This window comes from Microbacterium sp. DT81.1 (assembly GCF_049844955.1).
Classification (GTDB): domain Bacteria; phylum Actinomycetota; class Actinomycetes; order Actinomycetales; family Microbacteriaceae; genus Microbacterium.
In genome coordinates, this window is the sequence record NZ_JBNCMA010000002.1 from 399,349 (window position 1) to 420,269 (window position 20,921).

General features: G+C 67.8%; 24 protein-coding genes. 12 read left to right on the top strand and 12 right to left on the bottom strand.

What is annotated here, in order from left to right:
• Positions 1-86 precede the first annotated feature (86 nt).
• On the top strand, positions 87-1,286 hold the full coding sequence (locus ACLQ2Q_RS07040) for an MFS transporter (RefSeq protein ID WP_425819385.1): 1,200 nt from the start codon (positions 87-89) through the stop codon (positions 1,284-1,286).
• A gap of 192 nt (positions 1,287-1,478) precedes the next feature.
• Here ACLQ2Q_RS07040 and ACLQ2Q_RS07045 read toward each other — a convergent pair whose 3' ends face one another.
• Positions 1,479-2,402 carry a hypothetical protein gene (locus ACLQ2Q_RS07045; RefSeq protein ID WP_425819387.1) on the bottom strand — a complete coding sequence of 308 codons (924 nt, stop codon included), beginning with the start codon at positions 2,400-2,402 and terminating at the stop codon, positions 1,479-1,481.
• A gap of 300 nt (positions 2,403-2,702) precedes the next feature.
• Here ACLQ2Q_RS07045 and ACLQ2Q_RS07050 point away from each other — a divergent pair, with 300 nt between their 5' ends.
• Entirely contained in the window at positions 2,703-3,530 is an 828-nt protein-coding gene (locus ACLQ2Q_RS07050) for a hypothetical protein (protein WP_425819389.1), read from the top strand.
• A 96-nt stretch (positions 3,531-3,626) separates the two neighbouring features.
• Positions 3,627-3,848: an amphi-Trp domain-containing protein gene (locus ACLQ2Q_RS07055; RefSeq protein ID WP_425819391.1), complete on the top strand. Its 222-nt coding sequence runs from the start codon at positions 3,627-3,629 to the stop codon at positions 3,846-3,848.
• Positions 3,849-3,909: 61 nt separating this feature from the next.
• Here the strand turns inward: ACLQ2Q_RS07055 and ACLQ2Q_RS07060 are convergent, their stop codons facing one another.
• The 3 genes from ACLQ2Q_RS07060 to budA form a co-directional block, all read right to left on the bottom strand.
• A complete protein-coding gene (locus ACLQ2Q_RS07060; protein WP_425819393.1) occupies positions 3,910-4,179 on the bottom strand; it encodes a hypothetical protein in 270 nt (89 codons plus the stop codon).
• A 68-nt stretch (positions 4,180-4,247) separates the two neighbouring features.
• Positions 4,248-5,141, bottom strand: coding sequence for a DUF808 domain-containing protein (locus ACLQ2Q_RS07065; protein ID WP_425819395.1), 894 nt, complete (start codon positions 5,139-5,141; stop codon positions 4,248-4,250).
• Positions 5,142-5,238: 97 nt separating this feature from the next.
• Entirely contained in the window at positions 5,239-5,961 is a 723-nt protein-coding gene (gene budA, locus ACLQ2Q_RS07070) for an acetolactate decarboxylase (protein WP_425819397.1), read from the bottom strand.
• A 144-nt stretch (positions 5,962-6,105) separates the two neighbouring features.
• Between budA and ACLQ2Q_RS07075 the strand changes: the two genes are divergently transcribed.
• The 5 genes from ACLQ2Q_RS07075 (at position 6,106) to ACLQ2Q_RS07095 (ending at position 10,123) form a co-directional block, all read left to right on the top strand.
• A complete protein-coding gene (locus ACLQ2Q_RS07075) occupies positions 6,106-6,570 on the top strand; it encodes a hypothetical protein (protein WP_425819399.1) in 465 nt (154 codons plus the stop codon).
• Positions 6,571-6,801: 231 nt separating this feature from the next.
• Positions 6,802-7,239, top strand: a complete 438-nt coding sequence (locus ACLQ2Q_RS07080; RefSeq protein ID WP_425819400.1) for a hypothetical protein — start codon at positions 6,802-6,804, stop codon at positions 7,237-7,239.
• A 502-nt stretch (positions 7,240-7,741) separates the two neighbouring features.
• Positions 7,742-8,872 carry a glycosyltransferase gene (locus tag ACLQ2Q_RS07085; protein WP_425819402.1) on the top strand — a complete coding sequence of 377 codons (1,131 nt, stop codon included), beginning with the start codon at positions 7,742-7,744 and terminating at the stop codon, positions 8,870-8,872.
• Positions 8,873-8,946: 74 nt separating this feature from the next.
• Positions 8,947-9,867 carry an alpha/beta fold hydrolase gene (locus tag ACLQ2Q_RS07090; protein ID WP_425819404.1) on the top strand — a complete coding sequence of 307 codons (921 nt, stop codon included), beginning with the start codon at positions 8,947-8,949 and terminating at the stop codon, positions 9,865-9,867.
• Complete coding sequence (locus ACLQ2Q_RS07095; RefSeq protein ID WP_425819406.1) at positions 9,860-10,123, top strand: hypothetical protein; 264 nt, start codon at positions 9,860-9,862, stop codon at positions 10,121-10,123. Before ACLQ2Q_RS07090 ends, ACLQ2Q_RS07095 begins: the two co-directional genes overlap by 8 nt.
• Before the next feature lie 48 nt (positions 10,124-10,171).
• Here ACLQ2Q_RS07095 and ACLQ2Q_RS07100 read toward each other — a convergent pair whose 3' ends face one another.
• Entirely contained in the window at positions 10,172-11,761 is a 1,590-nt protein-coding gene (locus ACLQ2Q_RS07100) for a serine hydrolase (protein WP_425819408.1), read from the bottom strand.
• A gap of 402 nt (positions 11,762-12,163) precedes the next feature.
• Between ACLQ2Q_RS07100 and ACLQ2Q_RS07105 the strand changes: the two genes are divergently transcribed.
• Positions 12,164-12,547, top strand: a complete 384-nt coding sequence (locus ACLQ2Q_RS07105) for a hypothetical protein (protein ID WP_425819410.1) — start codon at positions 12,164-12,166, stop codon at positions 12,545-12,547.
• A 128-nt stretch (positions 12,548-12,675) separates the two neighbouring features.
• Entirely contained in the window at positions 12,676-13,917 is a 1,242-nt protein-coding gene (locus ACLQ2Q_RS07110; RefSeq protein WP_425819412.1) for a phosphotransferase, read from the top strand.
• A 74-nt stretch (positions 13,918-13,991) separates the two neighbouring features.
• On the opposite strand, the gene treS is transcribed toward ACLQ2Q_RS07110, so the two are convergent.
• Positions 13,992-16,304 carry a maltose alpha-D-glucosyltransferase gene (treS, locus tag ACLQ2Q_RS07115; protein ID WP_425819414.1) on the bottom strand — a complete coding sequence of 771 codons (2,313 nt, stop codon included), beginning with the start codon at positions 16,302-16,304 and terminating at the stop codon, positions 13,992-13,994.
• Positions 16,305-16,446: 142 nt separating this feature from the next.
• Here treS and ACLQ2Q_RS07120 point away from each other — a divergent pair, with 142 nt between their 5' ends.
• On the top strand, positions 16,447-16,944 hold the full coding sequence (locus ACLQ2Q_RS07120) for a nucleoside deaminase (RefSeq protein ID WP_425819416.1): 498 nt from the start codon (positions 16,447-16,449) through the stop codon (positions 16,942-16,944).
• Positions 16,945-16,959: 15 nt separating this feature from the next.
• On the opposite strand, the gene ACLQ2Q_RS07125 is transcribed toward ACLQ2Q_RS07120, so the two are convergent.
• From ACLQ2Q_RS07125 to ACLQ2Q_RS07150, 6 genes are all read right to left on the bottom strand, one after another.
• The gene (locus tag ACLQ2Q_RS07125) at positions 16,960-17,190 is read right to left on the bottom strand and encodes a YkvA family protein (RefSeq protein ID WP_425819418.1); all 231 of its coding nucleotides are present in this window, start codon (positions 17,188-17,190) and stop codon (positions 16,960-16,962) included.
• A gap of 89 nt (positions 17,191-17,279) precedes the next feature.
• A complete protein-coding gene (locus tag ACLQ2Q_RS07130; protein ID WP_425819420.1) occupies positions 17,280-17,414 on the bottom strand; it encodes a hypothetical protein in 135 nt (44 codons plus the stop codon).
• A 49-nt stretch (positions 17,415-17,463) separates the two neighbouring features.
• A complete protein-coding gene (locus ACLQ2Q_RS07135) occupies positions 17,464-17,847 on the bottom strand; it encodes a RidA family protein (RefSeq protein WP_425819422.1) in 384 nt (127 codons plus the stop codon).
• A gap of 210 nt (positions 17,848-18,057) precedes the next feature.
• Positions 18,058-19,002: a hypothetical protein gene (locus tag ACLQ2Q_RS07140; protein ID WP_425819424.1), complete on the bottom strand. Its 945-nt coding sequence runs from the start codon at positions 19,000-19,002 to the stop codon at positions 18,058-18,060.
• 137 nt (positions 19,003-19,139) lie between these two features.
• Positions 19,140-19,919, bottom strand: a complete 780-nt coding sequence (locus ACLQ2Q_RS07145; protein ID WP_425819426.1) for a class I SAM-dependent methyltransferase — start codon at positions 19,917-19,919, stop codon at positions 19,140-19,142.
• Positions 19,920-19,991: 72 nt separating this feature from the next.
• On the bottom strand, positions 19,992-20,387 hold the full coding sequence (locus ACLQ2Q_RS07150; RefSeq protein ID WP_425819428.1) for a ChaB family protein: 396 nt from the start codon (positions 20,385-20,387) through the stop codon (positions 19,992-19,994).
• A gap of 72 nt (positions 20,388-20,459) precedes the next feature.
• Here ACLQ2Q_RS07150 and ACLQ2Q_RS07155 point away from each other — a divergent pair, with 72 nt between their 5' ends.
• Complete coding sequence (locus ACLQ2Q_RS07155; protein ID WP_425819430.1) at positions 20,460-20,849, top strand: VOC family protein; 390 nt, start codon at positions 20,460-20,462, stop codon at positions 20,847-20,849.
• The last annotated feature ends 72 nt before the right edge of the window (positions 20,850-20,921 follow it).

A 20,921-nucleotide genomic window follows, 5' to 3' on the forward strand; every position in this document is an offset into this window, starting at 1 on the left:
GTTGACGGAGCACCGTCTGGCGAGCGTGACTGTCGGTGCAGGCGATGCTGGAGGAGCAGCTATCCGGCTGCCGTGAGTAGGTGGGGATGGTTGTGACGAAGATGGCGGATGCCGCGCCGACGTCGGCGATCGCCCCGTTGTACGCGGCTGGTTTCGTGACCGCATTCGGCGCGTTCAGTGTGGCCGCGGGCTTGGGAGCGACGGGCGAAGAGATCGGCCTCAGCCTTCTGCGCATCGGTGTGCTCCTCGCCCTGTACGACGTCGCGGAAGTCTTGCTCAAGCCCATCTTCGGATCGCTGTCTGACCGGATCGGCGCGAAGCCCGTCATCGTGGGCGGGCTCGTGGCGTTCGCGGGATTGTCGTTGTTCGGTCTGGGGGCGGACAACATGGTCATGCTCGCGGTTGCGCGGCTCGGGCAAGGGGCCGCTGCAGCTGCGTTCTCTCCGGCTGCGTCGGCGTCGGTGGCGAGACTCGCGGGCCCAGGTCGGACCGGTCGGTACTTCGGTCGATACGGCTCGTGGAAGTCGCTGGGGTACACGCTCGGGCCGATACTCGCGGCCGCGCTCATCGGCATCGGCGGGATGCCCTTGCTGTTCGGCGTGCTGGCCGCGGTCGCCGCGGTAACCGCGATCTGGGTGGCGGTTGCGCTGCCATCGATCCCGCCGTTGCCGCGCCCGCGCTACACCGTGATCGATCTGGTTCGACAGACGACCGATCGTCGCTTCGTGATTCCCACCCTCGCTCTGGCGACCTCGACGGCCGTCTTGGGTGCGTCGATCGGTTTCCTTCCGGCCCTTGCCACTGAAGGCGGGTCGAGCGTGATCGGGGCAGTGGCGATCGCGTCGGTGCTGGCGTTGTGCTCCGCGATCGTGCAGCCGGTGGTCGGCGCGCGTCGCGACCGGGGCACCGTGTCGGATCGGACCGGCACCGTCGCCGGCCTCGTGCTCCTGGCTGCGGGTGTGCTGACCGCGGCCGTGCCTCTGGGACCTGCGGGTTTGTACCCGGCGGCAATCCTCATCGGTGTCGGCATCGGCGTGGTCACGCCGTTCGCGTTCGCCTCCCTCGCAGATTCGACGCCGCCTGAGCGGATGGGTCGCACGATGGGCTCAGCGGAACTCGGCCGAGAGCTCGGCGACAGCGCCGGTCCGCTTCTGGTCGGCGCGGTCGCTTCGGCGCTGACGCTCGGCGCCGGTCTTGCCGCTCTCGCTCTCTCTGCCCTCGTCGTGGCGGCAGGCGTGAGCCTCACGCCACCGAAGAAGCCCGTCCCGGACCCCGTCCGGGACTAGCCCTCCGTAGCGGACACTGCGTCGCGCTGCTCGGGGCTGCCTTGTCGAAGCTGCGCCGGCGCGCCGATTCGCCGAACCGAGCTCATTCAGGCGCCTACGGCGATCCTTCGGTAGGCGAGGCGACGAGACCGCTCTCCGGCGACGGCCCTGTCCCGAGCAAACTCCCCTGGACGCTGCCGCGACCGCAATCGATTACGGTGCCGCATGGAGGGAGGCCTCTGCGTTCTCCTGCGCCGTCCGCGTGCGGGTCTCGCCCGTGACGCAGATCTGGTCGCCGACGTAGGCGTCGCGCCAGACGTATCCAGGAAGGCACGTGTTCTCCCCGTAGGGCCCGCCCGGCGGGTTGGGCTTGCGCCGCAACTGCGTCACCTCGGCATTGTCCACGAGGACCTGAGCGGCCGACGCCGGCAGAACGCACACCTCATCTGAGGGCACCACGAGGCGATAGACGTAACCCGGCTGGCACCGGTCCGCCGCCGCCGTGGGCGTCACCGTGGGCGTCACTGTGGGGGTCACTGTGGGCGTAACCGTCGGCGTCCGGTCGGGATCGGGTTGAACGAGCGACCAGATCAGAATCCCGCCGCCGACGAGGAGTATCAGCGCCACGGCGGCGACGATGAATATCCACCACGGGAACTTCCGCTTGGCAGGCGGCGCCGACACCTGGAAGGCGACCGTTGGACCCGCCACCACCCGGTCGGGGGCCTCCTCCAACGCGGCGCCCAGAGCGAATGATGCTGCTCCGGCCGGCGCCTGGTCCGCAACCCGCACCGTCACTTGCACGGTCGCCGTGCCCGCCACAGGCAGAGCCCGCTCAGCCGTCGCCGGCCCTCCCGAGGGTGAGCCGGCCGGTGCAGCTCCGGCAGGTGCTGATCCCGCTGGCGGCACGGGCTGTCCGACCTCGGGCTCGATCTGGAACCACGACGCGTCGGCGCCTGCGCCCGGCTGCACCATCACCCGTGCCCGTACGGGTCTCCCCGTCAGGTTGGACACCGTGAACGACACACTGCCGCGCCGCAAGCCGTCCAGGCTCAGCTGCGACGGTCCCGCGACGGCGAACGGTACGGCTTCCGCCGCACCCGGATCCGACGGCCCGAACCCTTCAGAACCCGACATGGGTCACCTCCCACTCTTCATCGTCCTACGTAGCGAATGGACGGGTGCAGCACGGTTACGGAGTCTGGTGGACCAATCGTCGGCGACGGCGAAGCCCGATGCAGTGAGAGAGGTTCCAATCGGGTGCGTGATACACCGTGGAACGAGGAGTCTCATTCGTGCCCCGCAGGTCTTCCGCCGTCGTTGGGTCACCGGGTGGATGTCATGCCAGGTTGACCCCGCCTCTCCCGTCCGGGCGTAGCGTGACAGGGTGGGGAGCTCACCGAAGCGCAGACCCGTCGCGGGCAGGATGGCCTGACGATGGATGCCGCGGCCCGCGCCGAACTGGCCGCGCTGCGTCGCCGCGCGTACAGCCGGGACGCCGACATCGCCGGCGACTCGGTCGCGCTGAAGCGCCTTGCCGAGCTCGAGGAGCTCGCGCTCCCCGCCCGGCCGGCCGCACCCGTGCCGTCATGCAGCCAGGGCGACCCAGAGGCCGAGGCCCCGACATCCGGTCCCATCGCTGACGAAAGGGCGACATCCGGTGCCGTCATCGGTGCAGGACCGCCGGTCGCCGGGCCGGCCACCGGCCGCCCCTCGCCCCGCGGCCGTCTGATCGTCGGCCTCGTCGGTGCAGTCGCGGTGCTCGCGGCGGCCCTCAGCACGGTCGCCGCGCTGCAAGTGGCGCCGGACCCGACCCGCGCGGACGCGGCGACCGCAGCTCCGACCGCAGGACCCGCCGGGACCGATGTCACGGCGGACGATCCCGTGACGATCCCTCTGCTCATCGACAGCCTGCGCGGCGAGTTCATCGACTTCTCCGAGCGACCCGATGTACCGATGTTCCTCGCCAACGGCGTGACCAGCTGGGTGCAGCCGCTCGGCGTCTACTACGGATGGGCGCTCTGGGTCGCCGGGGTATCGAGCGGGCAAGGACCCGAGAACTGTCTGCTGGTGACCGACGGCACCGCGACCGAAGCACAATGCATTCCCGCCGAGACCACCGTGGACGGGGCGCTCGAGGTGTCGCTCCGCTATGACAAGCTCGCCGATTATCAGCGGCCCCAGGGGATGACACCCGATCAGCAGGTGACTTTCGACTGGGGTGGCGGCGCCTACGTGACAATGGAAATCACCGACAGTCGATGAGCCCTTCGAGAACGATCGAAGCCGCCGACCCCCTCGAAACTGTGCGCGGCCGGGCAGAGGTCGGTACGGTCGAGAAGACGAAACCAGGGAGACACCATGGACCTGTTCGACATCAATGACACCCAGCGCATGAGCCGCGAGGAGGCAGCCGCCAAGCTTCGCACACTCGCCGACGCCTTGGCGAAGAACAACTCGGTCGAGTTCTACCGCGAGGGACGCCAGATAACCGTGCGCATCCCCGACGAGGTCAACCTCAAGGTAGAGGTGGAGCTCGGCGAGGAGGGCGAGAACGAGCTGGAGGTCGAGCTCACCTGGTGACGCCGGCGGGCCGGAGGCGACGCCGCGACAGAGAGCGGCAGAGCGCCACCGGTCGGTCGACTTACCAGAGAGTGCCGCCCCCGACTGAGATGCCGCCCCAGGTGAGCGCGATGAAGATGCCGGCGAACACGACGGGCGCGATGCCCTTGCCGCCGCGCGCGAGACCCTTCAAGAGGGCGATCACGGCAAGGACCGCGGCGACGATAGAGAGCCCGCCGCCGAGGATCAGCCCGATGAACAGCGGGATGGGCATGAGCAGGAGGCCGGCCAGCGCGACCCAGAACGCGGCCCAGGCAGTCGGATTGGAGCGGCGTTCGACGGAGGAGGACATACTTCATTATCCCGTGTCCGCAACCCGCCGCCCGTCACGCCCGCACCATCACGCCGGCCCGCAAGCCCTCAATGTGAAGCGTCGACCGGCGCCTTCCGCCTGACGAGCTTCATCACCGCAAACACGATCCCTGCGATGATCAGCCCGTACACGAGGCCGAACAAGCCGGAAAGCGCGGTGTCGACGATCCACCCCACGACCGGCCCGAGCGACTCGATCGCATGCGTCGCGGCGTGCAGCAGGTCGTAGGGGCCGGCCCAGAAGGTCTCCGCCAGATTCGCGATCACCAGGTGGCCACCGACCCAGAGCATCGCCACCGTGCCGATGACGCTGATGATGCGGAACACCGTCGGCATCGATCGCACGATCCACTCCCCGGTGCCTCGCACCCCGCTTGCGGAGCTCTGCGCCATGCCCAGTCCGATGTCGTCGATCTTGACCAGGAGCGCGACGGCACCGTAGACGAGCAGCGTCATCCCCAGACCGATCACGACCAGAGCGCCGAGGGTCATCCAGATCCCGAAGTCCGCATCGAGACTGGCCAAGGAGATCAGCATGATCTCCGCGCTCAGGATGAGGTCTGTGCGGATCGCACCGAACACGAGTTTGCGCTCGTCGCGCGGTTCGTCCTGACCAGGGCCGTGGTGAGCGCCGAACCACTCCATGACCTTCTCGGCGCCCTCGAAGCAGAGGTATGAGCCGCCCAGGATGAGCAGCCACGGCAACGCCCACGGAGCGAAAGCGGTGAGCAGCAGAGCGATGGGGATGATGATGACGAACTTGTTGACCAGACTGCCGATCGCGATCTTCCCGATGATCGGCAGCTCCCGTGCAGGGGTCACGCCCTGCACGTATTGAGGGGTGACCGCCGCGTCATCGATCACGACGCCGGCCGTCTTCGCGCTCGCCTTGACGGCGGCGGTGAGGATGTCGTCTACGACTGCGAGCAAACCGACCGACAAGGCAAACCTCCGTTTTGGGTCTTCCGACGCGCGGGTGCGGACCGATCGACTTCATGCACGCTAATGCAGCACTCGCTCGTAGACAATCCGGTTGCGCTCAGGCATCCGACGCGTTCCCGTCCGCGACCGTGCCGCCCTCCACGGCGACGATGCGGTGATCCTCACCGTGCGTCAGCTCGGTTTCGAGAAAGTGCTCGTCGGTGGGAAGGCGCAGGTTGAAGCGGGAATGCGCCGCGAGCTTCAGCCGGGCCTCGGCGATCGTCACATCCAAAACGTGGCCGCCGACGCTGCGGTCTTCCGCGATGAAATGCATGTGCAGACCCCCGACGCTGATTCCTTGATAGATGCGCGGCGTCCAGAACCCGACGAGCGTGCCGCGAGCATCCGTCACCATTGTCTCGATCTGACCGCTCGTGACCTCCGCCAGCGGTTCAAACGGGCGCTCCTGACGCGGAGTCACGCGGATGCGGAGGGCGGCGAACACGCCATCCACGCGCACGGCGTGGAACAGGTTTCGACTCACGAGACCCTTCTCGACGCGGCCGGTGAATTCAGGCAGATCCGCGCCGGCGATGGGCTGCGCCGATACCTCCGGGAACGGACTGACAGCGACGAACGGGAGGACTCGGTCCTCTGCCATAGGCCGCGGGGACTCATCGACCGTGCACTCGAACACATCGCCGTCGAGGATGATCACCTCGCCGCCGAGATGATCGCAGCATCCGATGCCGAAGTCGCCGAGTTTCCGCACATCGGCAACCGCCATTCCCGACTCGTACGCCCCTGCAAGCAGAGCATCAAGCACGGCGAATTGGGTCACTGCCGAATCGGAGACGGATTGTCGGCTGCTCACGATGCGAGATTATCCCGCCCGTGCCCCCGGAGGATTCGTCCCCGAGCAATGCACCCATCGACGCCGCGCTTGGGTCGGCGTACTCTGACCCTCATCAGTCAGGGAGAGAACGTGAAGTTTCGACACGCGCAGCACGCGATCAGCGAAGACGAGCAGATCGCGCGATACGCCTACGTACTGGGAAACGTTCCCGCGAGCGTCGCCGATAAGGCCTACGCGGCCGCCTTCGCTCACCTGCCCGCGGCCCAGCGTCAAGAAATCGTCGGCCGGCTTCTCTCGCAGCTGCCGGCCGCGCCGCAGAAACCGGCATCCGAGGATCCCGAAGCGTTCGCTGTATTCATGCGCGACCTGAGCTCGCGTGACGCCCTGGTGCGGGTCAGCGGTGTCGGCGCCTTCGCGGCCGCGTTCGTGACGAGCCCTCCGATCGTCGCCTACTTTACGGCCGGCACCGGGTCGGTGACGGTGGACCAGCAGCCGCTCTGGGTACAGGAACTGGCGGGCCACGAAACGGCCCCTCTCGACGCGGGACGGATGCACCACCGCTACGGAGTGAACGCAGGCGAGTGGTACGTCTGACACGACCGGCCGTCAACGCGGGGGAGTGACCGCGGGCCTCGACCTTCATGGGTCGACCGGACATGGTGTGAACGTGGGGCGCGTGGAGACCGCTGCCGACGACATTCTGCGGGCAGTCAACGCCGCAGCGATCGGCCTCCATCGTCGAACATAATGGGGCTTGTGCCAGATGCGCTGGCGCTTCACGGCTCCCCGGGGTCCGGGAAGAGCACGCTTGCGCGAGCTCTGGCTTTGACGCTCGTGGAAGCGGACATCCCGTGGGGCGTCATCGACATGGACGAGCTCAGCCTGATCCATCCCTACCCCGGCAGACACTTCCCACGCGAGAACCTGCGGGCCATCTGGCCGAACTACGTCGCCGCTGTCCCCGACATCAAACTCATCATCCCGACGGTGTTCGCCGACGCGGAGGAGGTCGAGTTGCTGCGCGCCGTGCTGCCGGGAGCGCGGCTTCTCATCTGCGAATTGACCGCGCCCATAGAGATCTTGAAGCAGCGGGTCACCGAGCGCGAGCCCACCGAGGAGATGGCCGTCGGTCTGCGCCGGTGGGTCGACGTCTACCACGCCCGGACTGATCATGAGCGCATCCGGCACTTCCAGGTGGCTACCCACCCCGCGTCGGTCGATGAGTCGGTTCAAGAGATCCTTCACCTCGCCGAGTGGACCTGACCCCGCCCGCGCCGGGGCCGGCGATCGGCAACTGCGCAGCCCAACCCGGCGGTGGGCCTCTACCCGTTGCTCGTTGCGCTGCTTTTCGCGGCGATCGGCGGCGCCTTCGAGACCGTGAAAGAGCGGATCGACGCCACCGCATACCCTCCTCCCGGTGACCTCGTCGATGTCGGCGGGCACCGGCTGCACGTCCACTGCGCCGGCTCCGGCAGCCCCACCGTGATTCTCGAGCCCGGGCTCGGGGAAGTGGTTCCCCGCACAGAAAGCACTGGCGAGCCTGTCTACGAACAGCCGCCAGCAGATCGTCACCGATGCCACCCATGCCTCCCTCGTGTACGAGCGGGCCCATGCGGCCGCGGTCAGCAAGGCGATTCGTGACGGCGTTGCAGCGGTGCGGACCTCCCAACCGCTGGGCTGAGCGATCCGCGGCTCGTCCTGCTGAAGGGCACCAGTGAACGAGACGTCGTGGCGCGGGAGCGCTCGCGCTCGCTACAGTCCTCGAATGAAGGTGTTGTTCCTGAGTGCGAACTTGGGTGGAAACGTGCCGCCGACGGTTGCGATCGCCCTGGAACTCTGCCGCCGCGGCGCCCAGGTGGATGTCGCCGGCATCCTCGTCGGCGCAGGCCCGGCCGCGGACTCAGGCGACGGCCCCCCTGACGATGCCGCCGCACTCACCGAGGTCGATGCCTCGTGGGGACAGAAGCGAGACGCGTCGGGCTCTCCTGAGCCGGTGGGGCCGGCGCTCCTGCGCATCTTCGTCAGCCGTGGTCTTGCGGCGGAGGCGGAGGCGCTCATCCGGGACCACCGCCCAGATGTCGTCGTCGTCGACTGCATGGCGCTCGCGCTGATCCAGGGCGCGAACCGCAGCGGGGTGCCGGTCGTGGTGCTTTTCCACACCTTCGCCGAATACTGGCGCCGCGCATTCCTGGCGGGTCCGTTCGGGGCGCTGGTGGGAGCGCTCGGATTTTCTCCTCGTGCGCTATGGGGGGCCGCGACGCTTCGACTGGTGCTCACCGACCCGGTGCTGGACCCGGCGAGCCACAAGCCGGAGTTCGCCGGCTACGTATGGACAGGGACGACGGAGGTCGGCCCGACCGAATCCCCACTTGGCTCGACCACCCCGCCACGCGTGGTCGTGTCGTTCTCGACGACTTCTCTGCCGGGAATGCGGCGCGCGTACCGCAATGCCATCGAGGCGCTGCAAGAGCTTCCCGTCGTCGCGATCGTCACGACCGGCGGGTTCGAGATCGGGGATTCACCGCCGGCGGCGTCGAACGTGGAGGTCCGCGGCTTCGTGCCGCACGCCGAGCTGCTTCCGGGAGCCGCCCTCGTGATCGGTCATGGCGGGCACTCCACGACGATGAAGGCCCTCTCTTACGGCGTTCCGCTGCTCGTGATGCCGCTCAATCCCACTGCCGACCAAGGACTCATCGGAGATGTGCTCGAAAGAGCCGGGATGGGGCGCCGAATCTCAGCCCGCAGCGATCCCGCCAAGATCCGGCGGGAGGCCGCGGGGCTGCTGCAGGACGTCACGGTGCGGGAGCGCGCACAGACCACGGCTGCACGCTTGCGCTCCGCGAAACCCGGAGCCGAAGTCGCCGCAACCCGAATCCTGGAGGCCGCCCGCAGCTGAACGGGGAACCGGACGGACGAACTGCCCTGGCGTCGTGGGCAGTCGACTCCCGCAGACGAGGAACGAGCGAGTGCATGGGAAGTGAACGAGGCGTGGTGACGACGGCCGGAGGCCGAAGAATCGAGGTGTTGACGGCCGGCGATCCGGACGGCTTGCCGTGGCTGTGGATTCCAGGCAGTCCGTCGGCAGCGGCAGATTATCCGCGACTGGATGCGCTGGCGATGAAGCTGCGCCTTCGAATGGTGACGTGGTCACGGCCGGGATACGGCGGCTCCACGCCTCGACCGCTGCGGGCGCAGGGGCCACGGATCGCCGACGATGTCGCCGACGTCGACGCCATCCTGGCGGCGCTGGGAATGGACGGCTTCGTCGCGGTGGGTTGGTCCGGGGGTGGCCCACGCGCCCTGGCGTGCGCGGCGATGTTGCCGGAACGGTGTCAGGCGGCCGCGACGCTGGCCGGCCTCGCCCCGTTCGGTGCAGAGGGTCTGGACTGGTTCGCCGGCATGGGACCAGGCAACGTCGCGGACTTCACGGCGGCACTCACCGGGTCTGAGGCCTACGGGGCATTCAAGGAGATGTACTTCCTGCCCATGACGGCCGCCAGAGTCGACGACGTCAAGGCCGGATTAGGCGCCTTGCTGACCCCGTCGGATGACACTGCGCGGACGGCGGAGCTGGCGGTATGGCTGACCGAGATGATGCATCGAGCCGGTGCGCAGGGAGTGATCGGCGCGCGCGACGACGGGTTGGCGATGGTCGCGCCGTGGGGATTCGACGTAACGGGCATCGTTGTGCCGGTTGCCGTCTGGGCGGGTGGACTGGACACGACGGTGCCTTTCGCACACGGAAAGTGGCTGGCGGCGAACGTGCCGGCGTCGATCGCCCATCTCATCGACGACGCGGGGCACATCACCCTCGTCAACAAGATCGAGGACGTATTGCGCGAGCTGCTCGAAATCACGGAGACACCGCTCCACAAGCGACGGCATGTCTAGACGGTCAGCGGCGGCGTGGGTGACTGCGGGCATCTTGACGGTGACGGGTGTCGTGGTCCTCGTGGCGGGATTGTCCACCCCCGTGACCTTCAGCTGGTTCGCTTACCAACCACTCGCGGATGCGACCTTCACCCCGGAAGGAAGCGGCGTGTTCCTTTCCCGCATCACCATCGCCGGGTTCATCGCGCTCACGATCGGACTGATCGCGCTTGCGTTCCTCGTCGGCTGGCGTGCGGGTGCCAGACGACGCGCGTGATCGACGACGTGGACCTCGCCCGCTGCGGGATCACCCGTGGCGGGCGGCTCACCGTGTGAAGGTGCCGAGTTGGTGCTTGTCGAAGTATTCGAGCACGAGCGTCTCGCCGTTGAACGTGGCCTGCGACACTGCCTGCGGGTTCGAGTTCTCGCCTCTGGGTCGGAATACGAACACGTCGCCGGACCAGTGCTCGAGCGGCCACCGACCTGTGGGGCCGAGACTGAGGACGAGCTCGTCGCCCCGCACCTCGACGCGCGCGGGCCCGAAGTAGTCGTTCGCGTATTCGCCCGCGTACGAGGCGAGAGCGGCCGCGGGAGCGGCATCCGCTGGAGGATTCTGACCGTCGAATTCGCCGAGGGGCTCGTTCATGATCCGGTCGAAGACGGAGATGAAGAAGTCGATCCAGTCGCGGCGCTCCTCCCCGAACTGCGCGATGTCCATGAAGCGGTTCGCGATGCCCTCGGCCACGCCGTTGGCTGCCGCGTTGGACAGCACGATGATCCCGATGTCCCCTCCGGGCAGCATCTTCACGATGCTCCCGGTACCCATCGCGAACGCGCCGGAGTGATTGACGTCGACGAGCCCGCCGACGGTGGTGCCCACGTTCCAGCCGTAGCCGTACATGCCGGCCCGGGCTCCCCAGGCATTCGGGGAGCCTTGGATCATCTGCGGCGACATCGCGGGCAGCAGCGACGCCTCCTCGACGAACCGGTCCCCGTCGTGCTCGCCGGCGGCAAGCAGCATCTTCGTCAACGTCGCCATGTCGTCGATGTTGGAACTCACACCCCCCGCGGGCGATTGCGCGTCGGGCTGACGCTGCTCGGGGTTGACGATCCATTCACCGTCCTGCTGGATGTGGCCGAGCGCACGGTTCTCCCGCTTCTCGAGGTCCGCGTACCGCGAGCTCGTGGATGTCATGCCCAGGGGCTCGTAAATCAGGCTCTCCGAGAGCGTCGCCCAGTCCTCGCCGGATGCCCGGGCGACGGACTCTGCCGCGGTCGTGAGGTCGAAGTTCCCGTAGTTGTACACCGCACGCCACGACTCGAGCGGGATGTGCCGGAGTCGCTCGATGATGCTCTCGCGGTCGTAGCCGATCTCCTCCAATTCATCGCCGGCGTGCTCGTACAGACCTGAGCGGTGGGAGTACATGTCGGCGATCGTGACGTTCGCCCCCACGTCGGGGTCGGACAGCGTGAATCCCTCGAGATTCTCGGAGACCGGTGTGTCCCACGCCACGATCCCTTCGTCGATCGCCCGCGCGATCACTGTCGACCCGACCGATTTGGAGACGGATGCCAGGGCGAACACCGTCGCGGAATCCACCGGCTCCCCGCTGTCGACGTCGCGGACGCCGAAGCCCTCGGCAAAGATCACCTCACCGCGGTGCACGACGCCGACGGCGATGCCCGGGGCTCCCGTCGCGTCCATCGCCGCGCGCACCGAGTTGGGGATGTCGGCGACGGCCGCGTCGACCTGCGCGGGCGTCACCACCGCCACTGCGTCCGCCGCGGGATTCGCCTTGACCACGGGACTCTGCGTATGCTGCGGCGCGGCACTCGCCGTTGCGGTGCGGCCGGTGAGGGCACCAGCGACGAGGACGGGAGCAACGGCGGCGGAACGACGGGGAGCAGCTCGCATGCTCCGAGTGTGCAGGAGGTCGACGCGTCGCGCCATGGATAACGTCCAGACGTGGTTCTGCGCTCAGGCGTCAAGGCTGTACGTGGCGAAGTCTCCGGCACGCGACAGCGCGGCCCGATCTCGCGTGGCAGCGGGGTAGCGGAACCTCATCCAGCGGCGCATGATGGCCATAACTCGGCACGTGTCCTCGAAATCACACTGCCGGTCGAACTCCGCCTTTCCTGGCAGCGGAACGACAACAGCACGTGCAAAAGGCCTCGCCACCCGGTTCACACGACGAGATGGGTTCCAGCGATGATCAGATGGGGACGCGGCGTCCTAGTAGTCGCCGCACTGGCATGCTTTTCTGTCGCACAGGCATCGGGTGCAGCCGCTGAGCCGGCGGCTTCCGATCTTGAGCGCATGACGTACCCGGTCGACTTCGTCACTGGCGTTTCCTGCGTGGGGGAAGGTGTCCACGTTGTGGGCGAGGTCACCTACCTGGTGCAAGCTGTCGAACCGTCCAGCGGTGACCTTCTCATCGCGTACCACATGAGAACGGACGTGACAGGCTTGGGTGTCGCGTCCGGCACTTCCTACACGGTGGTCGACAGTCGCCGGGGAGCAAACCAATTCCGAGGGCCCTACCGGTTGGATCAGTCCAGCGTCGCCACGTCAACCTTGCTGTTGGTGAGCCGCGGCGAGGGACCCAACTTCATTCTGACCCTTCAAGACAAGGTGACCGTGACAGCCGACGGCGAGGTGGCCGTGGAATTCTTGAACACGAATGTCCACTGCGTCGGGTGACTGGACAGCTGCGGCGCATCACGAACGGGACCGTGGCGTGAGACACAGGAATCGCGACACCCCCTACGCCTCTCCCGCATCCCCGTCCACCCCTTTCTTCGGCAGCCCCGCACCGGTCAAGGTGAAGTGTGCGATTCACAGACGATCTCGGCGCCTGGGTGGCGCAGCAACGCTGGTATGCGGGCAAGAGCCACGCACCTCGATTCCGGGTCCTCGACGCCCAACCGGTCCCGGGGGCCACGCGCTACCTGCTGATGGACGACGCGGGAACGCTGCCGGCGCTCTACCACGTGCCCCTCGCGGTCGTGGAGGAGCCCGTCGAGCCGGACGCCGTCGTCCGCCGTGACGCCGACGGCTACCTGATCGATGCCACCCGCCACCCAGCATTCGCCATCGGGATGCTGGCGGAGATGGGGGTCGATGTCAGCGGGGTGACAGGATCGCGGCCGCTCACGGGCGAGCAGTCCAACACGTCGATCGTGTTCGACCAGAACGGAGAAGCGACGATCATCCTCAAGCTGTTCCGCACCCTTCACCACGGCGAGAATCCCGACGTCACGGTGCAGCGTGTGCTGAGCAACGCCGGGTCGCCGTACGTGCCGCGATTCCTCGGGAGCCTGGACGCCGAGTGGCCGGATGTCGGCCGCGAAGCGGGCGTCGCGCGCGGCACCCTGGGCTTCGCGCAGGAATTCCTCCCCGGCGTGCGCGACGGGTGGGCGGTCGCGCTGGAGGCGGCGCGGGAGGGTCGGGACTTCACCGGGGCCGCACGAGACCTCGGGACCGCCGTCGCCGGGGTGCACGGCGCACTCGGTGCGGCGCTGGAGACGGCGGATGCCGGACCCGATGAGGTGACCGCCACGGGCACCGCCTGGCGGCGACGGCTCCGGATCGCCGCGGCCGAAGTGCCCGCCGTCGCCGAGCGTCTCCCGGCGATCGACGCCGTCTACCGCGCTGCCCTCGAGCGCCCGTGGCCGCGGCTGCAGCGAATCCACGGCGACCTGCATCTCGGTCAGGTGCTCGCGGTTCCGGACGGCGGGTGGCGCATCGTCGATTTCGAAGGTGAGCCCCTGCGCCCGATGAAGGAGCGCGCGATACCCGACCTGCCTCCTCGCGATGTCGCGGGGATGCTGCGGTCCTTCGACTACGCGAGCGCGGTCGCCGATGGACCCGATGCGAGCGGCTGGGCTGCGGCGTGCCAGGCCGCGTTCGTCGACGCGTACGCCGGTGCGACGGGATCCGTCGAGCTCGATCCGGTGCTGCTCCAGGCGCTCGTTCTCGACAAAGCGGTCTACGAGTCGATCTACGAGGCCCGCAACCGCCCGGACTGGCTTCCCGTGCCGCTGGCCGGCGTCGATGCCGCGCTCGCCTGATCCCCTGCGCCGTCACTGCCGGCCCCGAGCCAGCCGGTCGGGAGTCGGCCGGTCGCGACGTAGTCGGCCGCGGCCTACTCCGCTGTAGGCGGCTCGACGACCGCCTCCGGCGGCTGCAGCAAAAGGAACATCGCGCCGTATGCGGGCAGGGAGACGGAGAAGCTCCGTAGGTCGTCGACGTGCCCGATCTCGTTCCCCGAGGCAGCGTCCACGACGTCGCTCCCTGGCACGAGCTGCTCGGACCGCACGGTGCCCTCGGTGGGCTCGCGCGAGAAGTTCAGCACGGTCACCTGCATCGGCGCATCCGCGTGAGCGTCGCCGTTGTCGAGGCGGTGGACGAGCACCAGCATCCCAGCGTGGGCAACCTCCGGGATGTCGACCTGCGAGGCCGTGGCGATGCCGTGGTCCCGGCGGAGCCTGAGGATTTCGGCGAGCCGTGAGGCGAACGATGCGGAATCGTCCAGCTGCGCGGGCAGGGCGCCGTGGAGTGCGCGCCCGCGCGGCATGCCTGCCGCGGATCGCGTCGCCTTCGGATCGACGTCGAGCAGGTCGTGGGCTCCGCGCTCGATCCACCGCGTGTCGCCGGTCGCCACGAGATCGGCGACCTGATCGACGGGGACGGTGAGCATGCCGGTGAGGTCCCAGCCGGAGAGCGCGAAGACGCCGGGCTGCCACGCGTTGTAGGCGCAGAGCAGGAGGTGAGCATCGCGGATGGCGGGGAGGTCCTCCTCTGTGATGTCGTCGAGTCGGGCGATTCCCCGTGTCGCCGCGATCAGCGAGGTCGTCGTGCAGGCGATGCCGTTCTGGGTGAAGATCCGGTTGTAGTCGGCGGCGCCGGTGAGGCTCTCCGTGAGGTCGGCGCGCACCTCCTCGGCGAGCTGACCGCCCGAGATCTCGCGTCCGCGGAAGGTGAAGTGGTCGTCGCCGTGGCGGGTCGCCCAGTGAACGAGCTCGTAGGTGAGCTCGTCGTGGTTCTGCATCCCGTGGACGAGCTGCACTGGCTGCACACCGAGCCGGAGCGACGTCGTGAGCGCCAGCCGGAGGAACTCGGTCTGCCCCGTCGCGAGGGCGTGGTGGTACCCCGGACGTCCGATGAAGTCGTACGAGAGGTCGGCGCCGACGGCCCCGGTGTCCCGGATGTCCTCGATCGTGAGGTTGAGCTCCTGGAAGGTGAAGCCGCCGACCTTGCGCACCATTCCGGCGATGATGTGGTTCGCCGCGTGGGAGAGCGGATGCCCCTCCGACCATGCGGGAAGGCCCTCGGCGCTCTTCTCCACACCGAGGAATCCGTTGGCGTCCAGGCGCAGCGCGCTCGTGCCGAGCTCGCCGAGTGAGTGCAGGGCGTCCCCGATTACGAGGCGCATCCCCGCGAAAGTGGGGTCGAGCCAGTTGATCGAGGGCTGGCCCTGCTTGAAGTAATGCAGGTACACCCACCGGCGCGTGACCCCGTCGGGACCGGTGACGGGAGCCGTCGCGCTCCAGTTCGTCTCCTTCACGCCCGGCGTGTAGAAGATGACGCGCTGGAGGGCGCCGATGATGTAGCCGTGCTGCGCGAGCTCGTGCTCCGTGGCGGGGTCGAGATTGACGCTGTCGGCACCCTCCGGCACGTCGGGAAGGAACGACCAGTCCTCGGGCGGGATCTCGATCATGTGATAGATCCCGGGGTAGTCCTTGAACCCCATCTCGGCGAGCCGGAAGTCGGCACCCTTGCCGGTGTGCCCGGGCACGATGTCGTCGATGATGCTTCCACCGTGGGAGTCCGCGACGTCGCAGAGGGCACGGAACTCGTCCTCGGCGCCGAAGGCCGGGTCGATCTGTGTGCTGATGCGGTCGAAGTGACCGTCGACGCTCGGGGTCTCGCGCCATCCGTCGATCCCGCCGGCGCGCTTGACCGGACCGGTGTGTATCGCGGTGATCCCTACGCGCTCGAACGCCGCCCACAGCTCCTCGTCGCCGAGCGCCGCCAGGAATGACTGGCCAGGCCGCGTGATGAACGAGATCGGGTACGCCGTGAACCACACGTCACTCGTCGCGATGGCCCGTCGGGCATCGGGGCGCGCGTAGGCGTTCCGCCACATGGTGGGCTGCCCCGAGAGCTGGCGGGCGAGGACGTCCGCGTCCTTGAGCATCGCCTGCCTCACCAGCCACTCGACGTAGGAGGGGTTGGTGCCGTTCGCCGTGCGCGGGTCGGTCCGGATGCGCCGCACACTGCTGCCGCGGAGGTGGTCGCGAGGTCGCAGCCGCCGCGGCCGCGCGGGATAGCGCTGCTCGTCATAGGTGATCTCGGGCGTTTCGGGATCAGGCTCTTCGCCGTCGGCCGCACCCACTGCGGCCAAGTCGATCGGTCCGGTGTACAGGTCCTCCAGCTGTTGCTCGTCGCGCGCCATGCCTTAACGCTAGAGCCCTCGCTTCGTCGCCAGGAGGGACTGGTGCGCACGTTCGCGAGGCACTATGGGTGAACCGCGACGTGCGAAGGCCGCTCGTACGGAGCGGTGGTCGGCACATGACTGGATCGGAAGGACTACCCGGATGAGTACGAGGGTCTCGAGCGTCGACGAGCGTCACCTGCGGCGATGCGTCGACCTCGCGTCGCAAGCGCTCGAGAACGGCGATGATCCTTTCGGATCCATCCTCGTCGACGCCGACGGTGCAGTGCTGGCCGAGGCGATGAACCGAGAGCGATCCGATCGCGACCCGACCTCGCATCCGGAATTTTCGCTGGTGAGGTGGGCGATCGCGAACCTCACCTCAGAGCAGCGCGCGACATCGACGGTGTACACATCGGGGGAGCACTGCCCGATGTGCGCGGCCGCCCACGGATGGGCGGGGCTGGGGCGCGTCGTCGCTGCCGCGTCGGCCGCTCAACTCGCCGAGTGGCGGGCGTCGTGGGGACTGCCGAGGGGCCCGGTGACACCGATGCCGCTCACGGATGTCGCGCCGGATGTCGTCGTGATCGCGTCAGTGGCGCCGTTCGACGCGCAGATGCGCGAGGTTCACGAGCGGGCGCGTGCCCGAGCCAAGGGATAGAAGCGGCGGCGTCGGCTATTTCTGTTCGAGGTCGGCCAGCCACCGGCGCTGCTCGCGCGCGAAGAGGATGGCGAAGATTCCCCACACTCCGATGTCATCCACGAAGCCCAGAGGGCCGAGCACGAGCTCGGGGATCAGATCGATCGGCGCAAACGTATAGACGACGGCGGCGATGGCGGCGACCCATGTCGTCGGCGCAACGCGGTGCTGCCGCTTCCTGACTGCCTTGACGAATCTCCACCACATGCCATCAGTGTGCGCCACAGCTGACACGATGCCGGAACAGCGCAGGAACTTGGCTGGAAGCTCCCAGCGATCATCAAGGCTGGAGCGTCTCACCCGGAAGGGTTCTCCACCGGGCGCCCGGCCTCATCCGTCGTGTCCGGGGTCTCCGGGGCGCCGCCGGACGCGGTGTCGGCTTCCTCGTTGTCGCCCGGCGTGCCTTGTGTGTTCTGCTTGTCGATACTCATGCATCCACTACACGCGTTCGCAAGCCGCTGCGCCATGGGTTGACATCGATCACTGGGCGATGTGCGCCGTCATCGTGATCGAGACGAGGATGCCGGGGAGCTCGGGCCCGAGTCTGGCCACGGCGCGAGCGGGAGGGTCGGTTGGGAAGACAGTCGCGTAGCCCTCATTCATCCCTGCGAAGTCGGCCGGGTTCGCAAGCAGCACGGTCACCATCGCCACGTCAGCGAGCGTGCATCCTGCGGCTTCGAGCACCGACTCGCAGTTGCGCAACGCCTGCGTCGTCTGCTTCTCGATCGCCTCTCCAGCGAGCTCCCCGGTCGTCGGGTCGACCCCGACCATCCCCGACACGTAGAGCGCGGAGCCTGCGCGAATACCCTGGCTGAAGAGCGGGGAGCTGGGGGCGTTGGGCGTCGCTATGATCTGCCTCGTCATGCACCGGAGCATATTCCCCACCCGCCCCCGCGTGAACCTGCCGTCGCGTCGGGGCGAGAATCCAGCGCTCGGATGAAGGTCGACGTCAGCTCTTCGCGTGCCGGAGAGCCGTGGTGGTGAAGTGGGTCACCTCGCCCTTGTCGTCCTCGACCCCGAAGATCCACTTGCCAGAAGGTGTGGGACGGATATCGATGGACCGGCCGGTCTGGCCTACCGGGGCGGTGCGCTCCGGTCGCGGGCCATCACGAACTTATAGACATCGACGTGGTCGTCTTTCAGGACGAACCGGACGAGACTGCCGGGAGGCAGTCCCGCGAAGACCACGGCGTTTGAGCATTCGGCGCAGAGCTGCAGCTCCACGACGGCCTCGAGGCCCTCGGGGGAGCACTGCACGTCACCGATCCCCTCCTGAAGCCCCTGGAAGGGGTGGGCGACGAGCAGGCAGGTCGTGCCGTACCGAGACTCGCCGCTCCATAGGCCGAGGAAGCCGAAGTTCTCGAAGCGCTGCAGTCCCGCGACGCTGAGTCCGAGAGCGTCCAGAGTCCCGTGCGGGTCCTTCGGATGATCGGCACCGACCGATTCCAGTGAGAGTACGTCGTCAGGTGCCGGCAGTACGTACCAGGGTCCCCCCGTGCCCTGAACGGGCGGCAACATCACCGCCGCCGTGCCGGACGCATCCGCGAGCAGCCGCGATACCCACGAGATGTGGGTCGCGGTCAGGGCGAGGGCCACGATGCCGGCGGCGAGGATCACCCACCGGCGGCGACTTCGCCACCACGACGCCGCTGAGGCCTCGCCGACGGGGAGGGCATCGGTGCTCGGCCGCTCGCCGATCGCGTGACCGGTCACCAACCCTTCGGCTTGTTGCTGCCCCGCGAACGGCGCTTCCACGGCCGACAGCGCGGGCGTCGAACCGGAGCGCGGCACCCTGGCCGGCTCTGAAAACGGGCCAGGTTGCGGGTCGGCGGGCGGGATTCCTGGGGCGGTATCGACGAGAACAGTCCATTGCCGGCGTTGGGCCGCCTCCAGTTCGGAAAGCCGAGCCTGAGCCGGCGCATCGCCCGCGATGTCGGCATCCGGTCCGTACGCGCGTCGTCGCAGGCGCGCCAATTCCTCCGCATCCGCGAAGTCGACCGACCCCAACGGTCCATCCATGGCCTCATTGTCCGTCCGCGCACGACGCGGGGAAAGGGTGCCTGGGAATGACGATGACATCGCCGAACCGGATTCATGCACGGAATCCGCGTGACAGCCTGGTTGCCTGGCGTCGGATCGATCAGCGGCGATCCGACTCAGAGAGGTTTGCGGACGGTCCAGACGTGCTCGCTCGGGAAATCCCGTGCCCACTCCGCGGAGATCCCCGCTCGCGAGCCGACGGCGTCCGCGGGAGCCTGGATCTCGATCAGATCGAGGATCTCGAACCCGGTCGCACGGAACAGCTTGATCCAGCCCGAGAATGTCAGCGCGAATTCGATTCCGCCGGGATCATCGACGGCGTCTCGCCAGTCGAGGCGGTGTTGACCGAAATAGGGCCGCTCGAATCGTCGGGTGATCGGGTACGACCCGTCGACGGGCGAGCACAGGCTCACGAGAATGTGATTCCCCAGGAAGACCAGAGTTCCGCCGGGCCGCAGCAGGCGGTGCGCTTCCGGTATCCAGCGAAAGGGATCGGCCCAGATGGCTGCACCGTACTCGCTGATCGCGAAGTCGAATGACCCGTCGGGTTTCGGAACCGCCTCCGCGTTGCCGTGAATCAGTTCGAGCGCGACACCATGCTGGTCCGACAGCCGCTGTGCGGTGCGGAGCTGCTCTACGGAGTTGTCGATCCCCGTGACCGACGCGCCCCGTCGTGCCATCCACGCTGAGACATAGGCCGTCCCGCATCCCAGTTCGATCGCGTGCATCCCCGTCATGTCGTCGGGGAGCAGGTGGAGCTCGCCTTCCCGGATGCCCCATTCGCCCCAGGTCGGCTCGGCGCGCGCCCAGGCGCGCTCACCTCCCTCGACCCATTCATGAGCCATCCCATCCCAGTACTCGCGATTGACAGCGACATGTTCCGGGAGTTCGCCCATGGCGAGACACTACCGCGTCGCTTACATCAGGTCTGGAGCGCCGCTCACCCGACGGCACGCATCCGGCTGCGGTCATCGCTCCGAGTCGAGGCTCTTCCGGCTCTCTCTCGCGTTGGCCTTCTGGATCGCCTCGACGAGTTCGTCCTTCGTCATCCTCGTGCGCCCGCGCACGTCGAGACGCTTCGCGACATCGAGCAGATGCTTCTTCGTCGCGTTGGCGTTGACGCCGCCGGCCGTTTCGCCGTCGCGGCTCATCGCGCCGTCGTCCGAAGGGCCTCGCTCCGCCTTCTTCTCCCAGTGGTCTCCGACCTTCTCGTACTGGTGCTTCAGCGCGGAGAACGCCGTGCGGTGCGCTCGCTCGCCCTCGCCGTACGTCTCGACCGCGGAGTCGTGCGTCTCAGACCAGATGTCCTGGGCATGCTGCGGCGACCGCTTGATCGTCGCAGGGAGTTCTTCGCGGGCGGGCATGGGCGCTCCTTCCAACAGGTCCTCGACCCTGAGGCTACGCCGCAGGGACCGCCCCAGCGGTAGCGTGATCGGGTGCGATGGAATCTCGAGGTCGTGCCGGTCATGGTCAGCGACGTCGACCGAGCCAAGAAGTTCTATGCCGAGCAGGTCGGCTTTCACGTCGATCTCGACGTCGAAGTGAGTGAGCAATTGCGCATCGTGCAGCTCACCCCACCAGGGTCGGGCACCAGCATCCAGCTCAAGCAGGGAGACACCCGACTGGACGGACTTCAGGTCGTCGTCGACGATGTGGACGCTGCCCGTGACGAACTCGTGGAACGCGGGGTGGACGTCAGCGCGGTGGCGCACTTCGAGGGCGGTGTTCGGCGTGAGGGGCGAGGCGGGGATTGGAACTCGTTCGTCTTCTTCGTCGACCCGGACGGAAACGCCTGGGTTATCCAAGAGCGCCCTTCCCGCAGCTGACCGACCTTGACCAGGGCGTCGTTGACCATCCATGACGTGACGTGACACGCTCGTCTGATCGTCTGGGAGAGG

Coding starts and splice junctions, on each gene's coding strand:
- ACLQ2Q_RS07150 (WP_425819428.1), bottom strand. CDS start 20,387: ATGCCCGCCCGCGAAGAACTCCCTGCGACGATCAAGCGGTCGCCGCAG.
- ACLQ2Q_RS07060 (WP_425819393.1), bottom strand. CDS start 4,179: ATGTCCTCCTCCGTCGAACGCCGCTCCAATCCGACTGCCTGGGCCGCG.
- ACLQ2Q_RS07090 (WP_425819404.1), top strand. CDS start 8,947: ATGGGAAGTGAACGAGGCGTGGTGACGACGGCCGGAGGCCGAAGAATC.
- treS (WP_425819414.1), bottom strand. CDS start 16,304: ATGGCGCGCGACGAGCAACAGCTGGAGGACCTGTACACCGGACCGATC.
- ACLQ2Q_RS07135 (WP_425819422.1), bottom strand. CDS start 17,847: ATGACGAGGCAGATCATAGCGACGCCCAACGCCCCCAGCTCCCCGCTC.
- ACLQ2Q_RS07095 (WP_425819406.1), top strand. CDS start 9,860: ATGTCTAGACGGTCAGCGGCGGCGTGGGTGACTGCGGGCATCTTGACG.
- ACLQ2Q_RS07140 (WP_425819424.1), bottom strand. CDS start 19,002: ATGGATGGACCGTTGGGGTCGGTCGACTTCGCGGATGCGGAGGAATTG.
- ACLQ2Q_RS07125 (WP_425819418.1), bottom strand. CDS start 17,190: ATGTGGTGGAGATTCGTCAAGGCAGTCAGGAAGCGGCAGCACCGCGTT.
- ACLQ2Q_RS07045 (WP_425819387.1), bottom strand. CDS start 2,402: ATGTCGGGTTCTGAAGGGTTCGGGCCGTCGGATCCGGGTGCGGCGGAA.
- ACLQ2Q_RS07100 (WP_425819408.1), bottom strand. CDS start 11,761: ATGCGAGCTGCTCCCCGTCGTTCCGCCGCCGTTGCTCCCGTCCTCGTC.
- ACLQ2Q_RS07055 (WP_425819391.1), top strand. CDS start 3,627: ATGGACCTGTTCGACATCAATGACACCCAGCGCATGAGCCGCGAGGAG.
- ACLQ2Q_RS07130 (WP_425819420.1), bottom strand. CDS start 17,414: ATGAGTATCGACAAGCAGAACACACAAGGCACGCCGGGCGACAACGAG.
- ACLQ2Q_RS07105 (WP_425819410.1), top strand. CDS start 12,164: ATGACGTACCCGGTCGACTTCGTCACTGGCGTTTCCTGCGTGGGGGAA.
- ACLQ2Q_RS07145 (WP_425819426.1), bottom strand. CDS start 19,919: ATGGGCGAACTCCCGGAACATGTCGCTGTCAATCGCGAGTACTGGGAT.
- ACLQ2Q_RS07050 (WP_425819389.1), top strand. CDS start 2,703: ATGGATGCCGCGGCCCGCGCCGAACTGGCCGCGCTGCGTCGCCGCGCG.
- ACLQ2Q_RS07085 (WP_425819402.1), top strand. CDS start 7,742: ATGAAGGTGTTGTTCCTGAGTGCGAACTTGGGTGGAAACGTGCCGCCG.
- ACLQ2Q_RS07120 (WP_425819416.1), top strand. CDS start 16,447: ATGAGTACGAGGGTCTCGAGCGTCGACGAGCGTCACCTGCGGCGATGC.
- ACLQ2Q_RS07040 (WP_425819385.1), top strand. CDS start 87: ATGGTTGTGACGAAGATGGCGGATGCCGCGCCGACGTCGGCGATCGCC.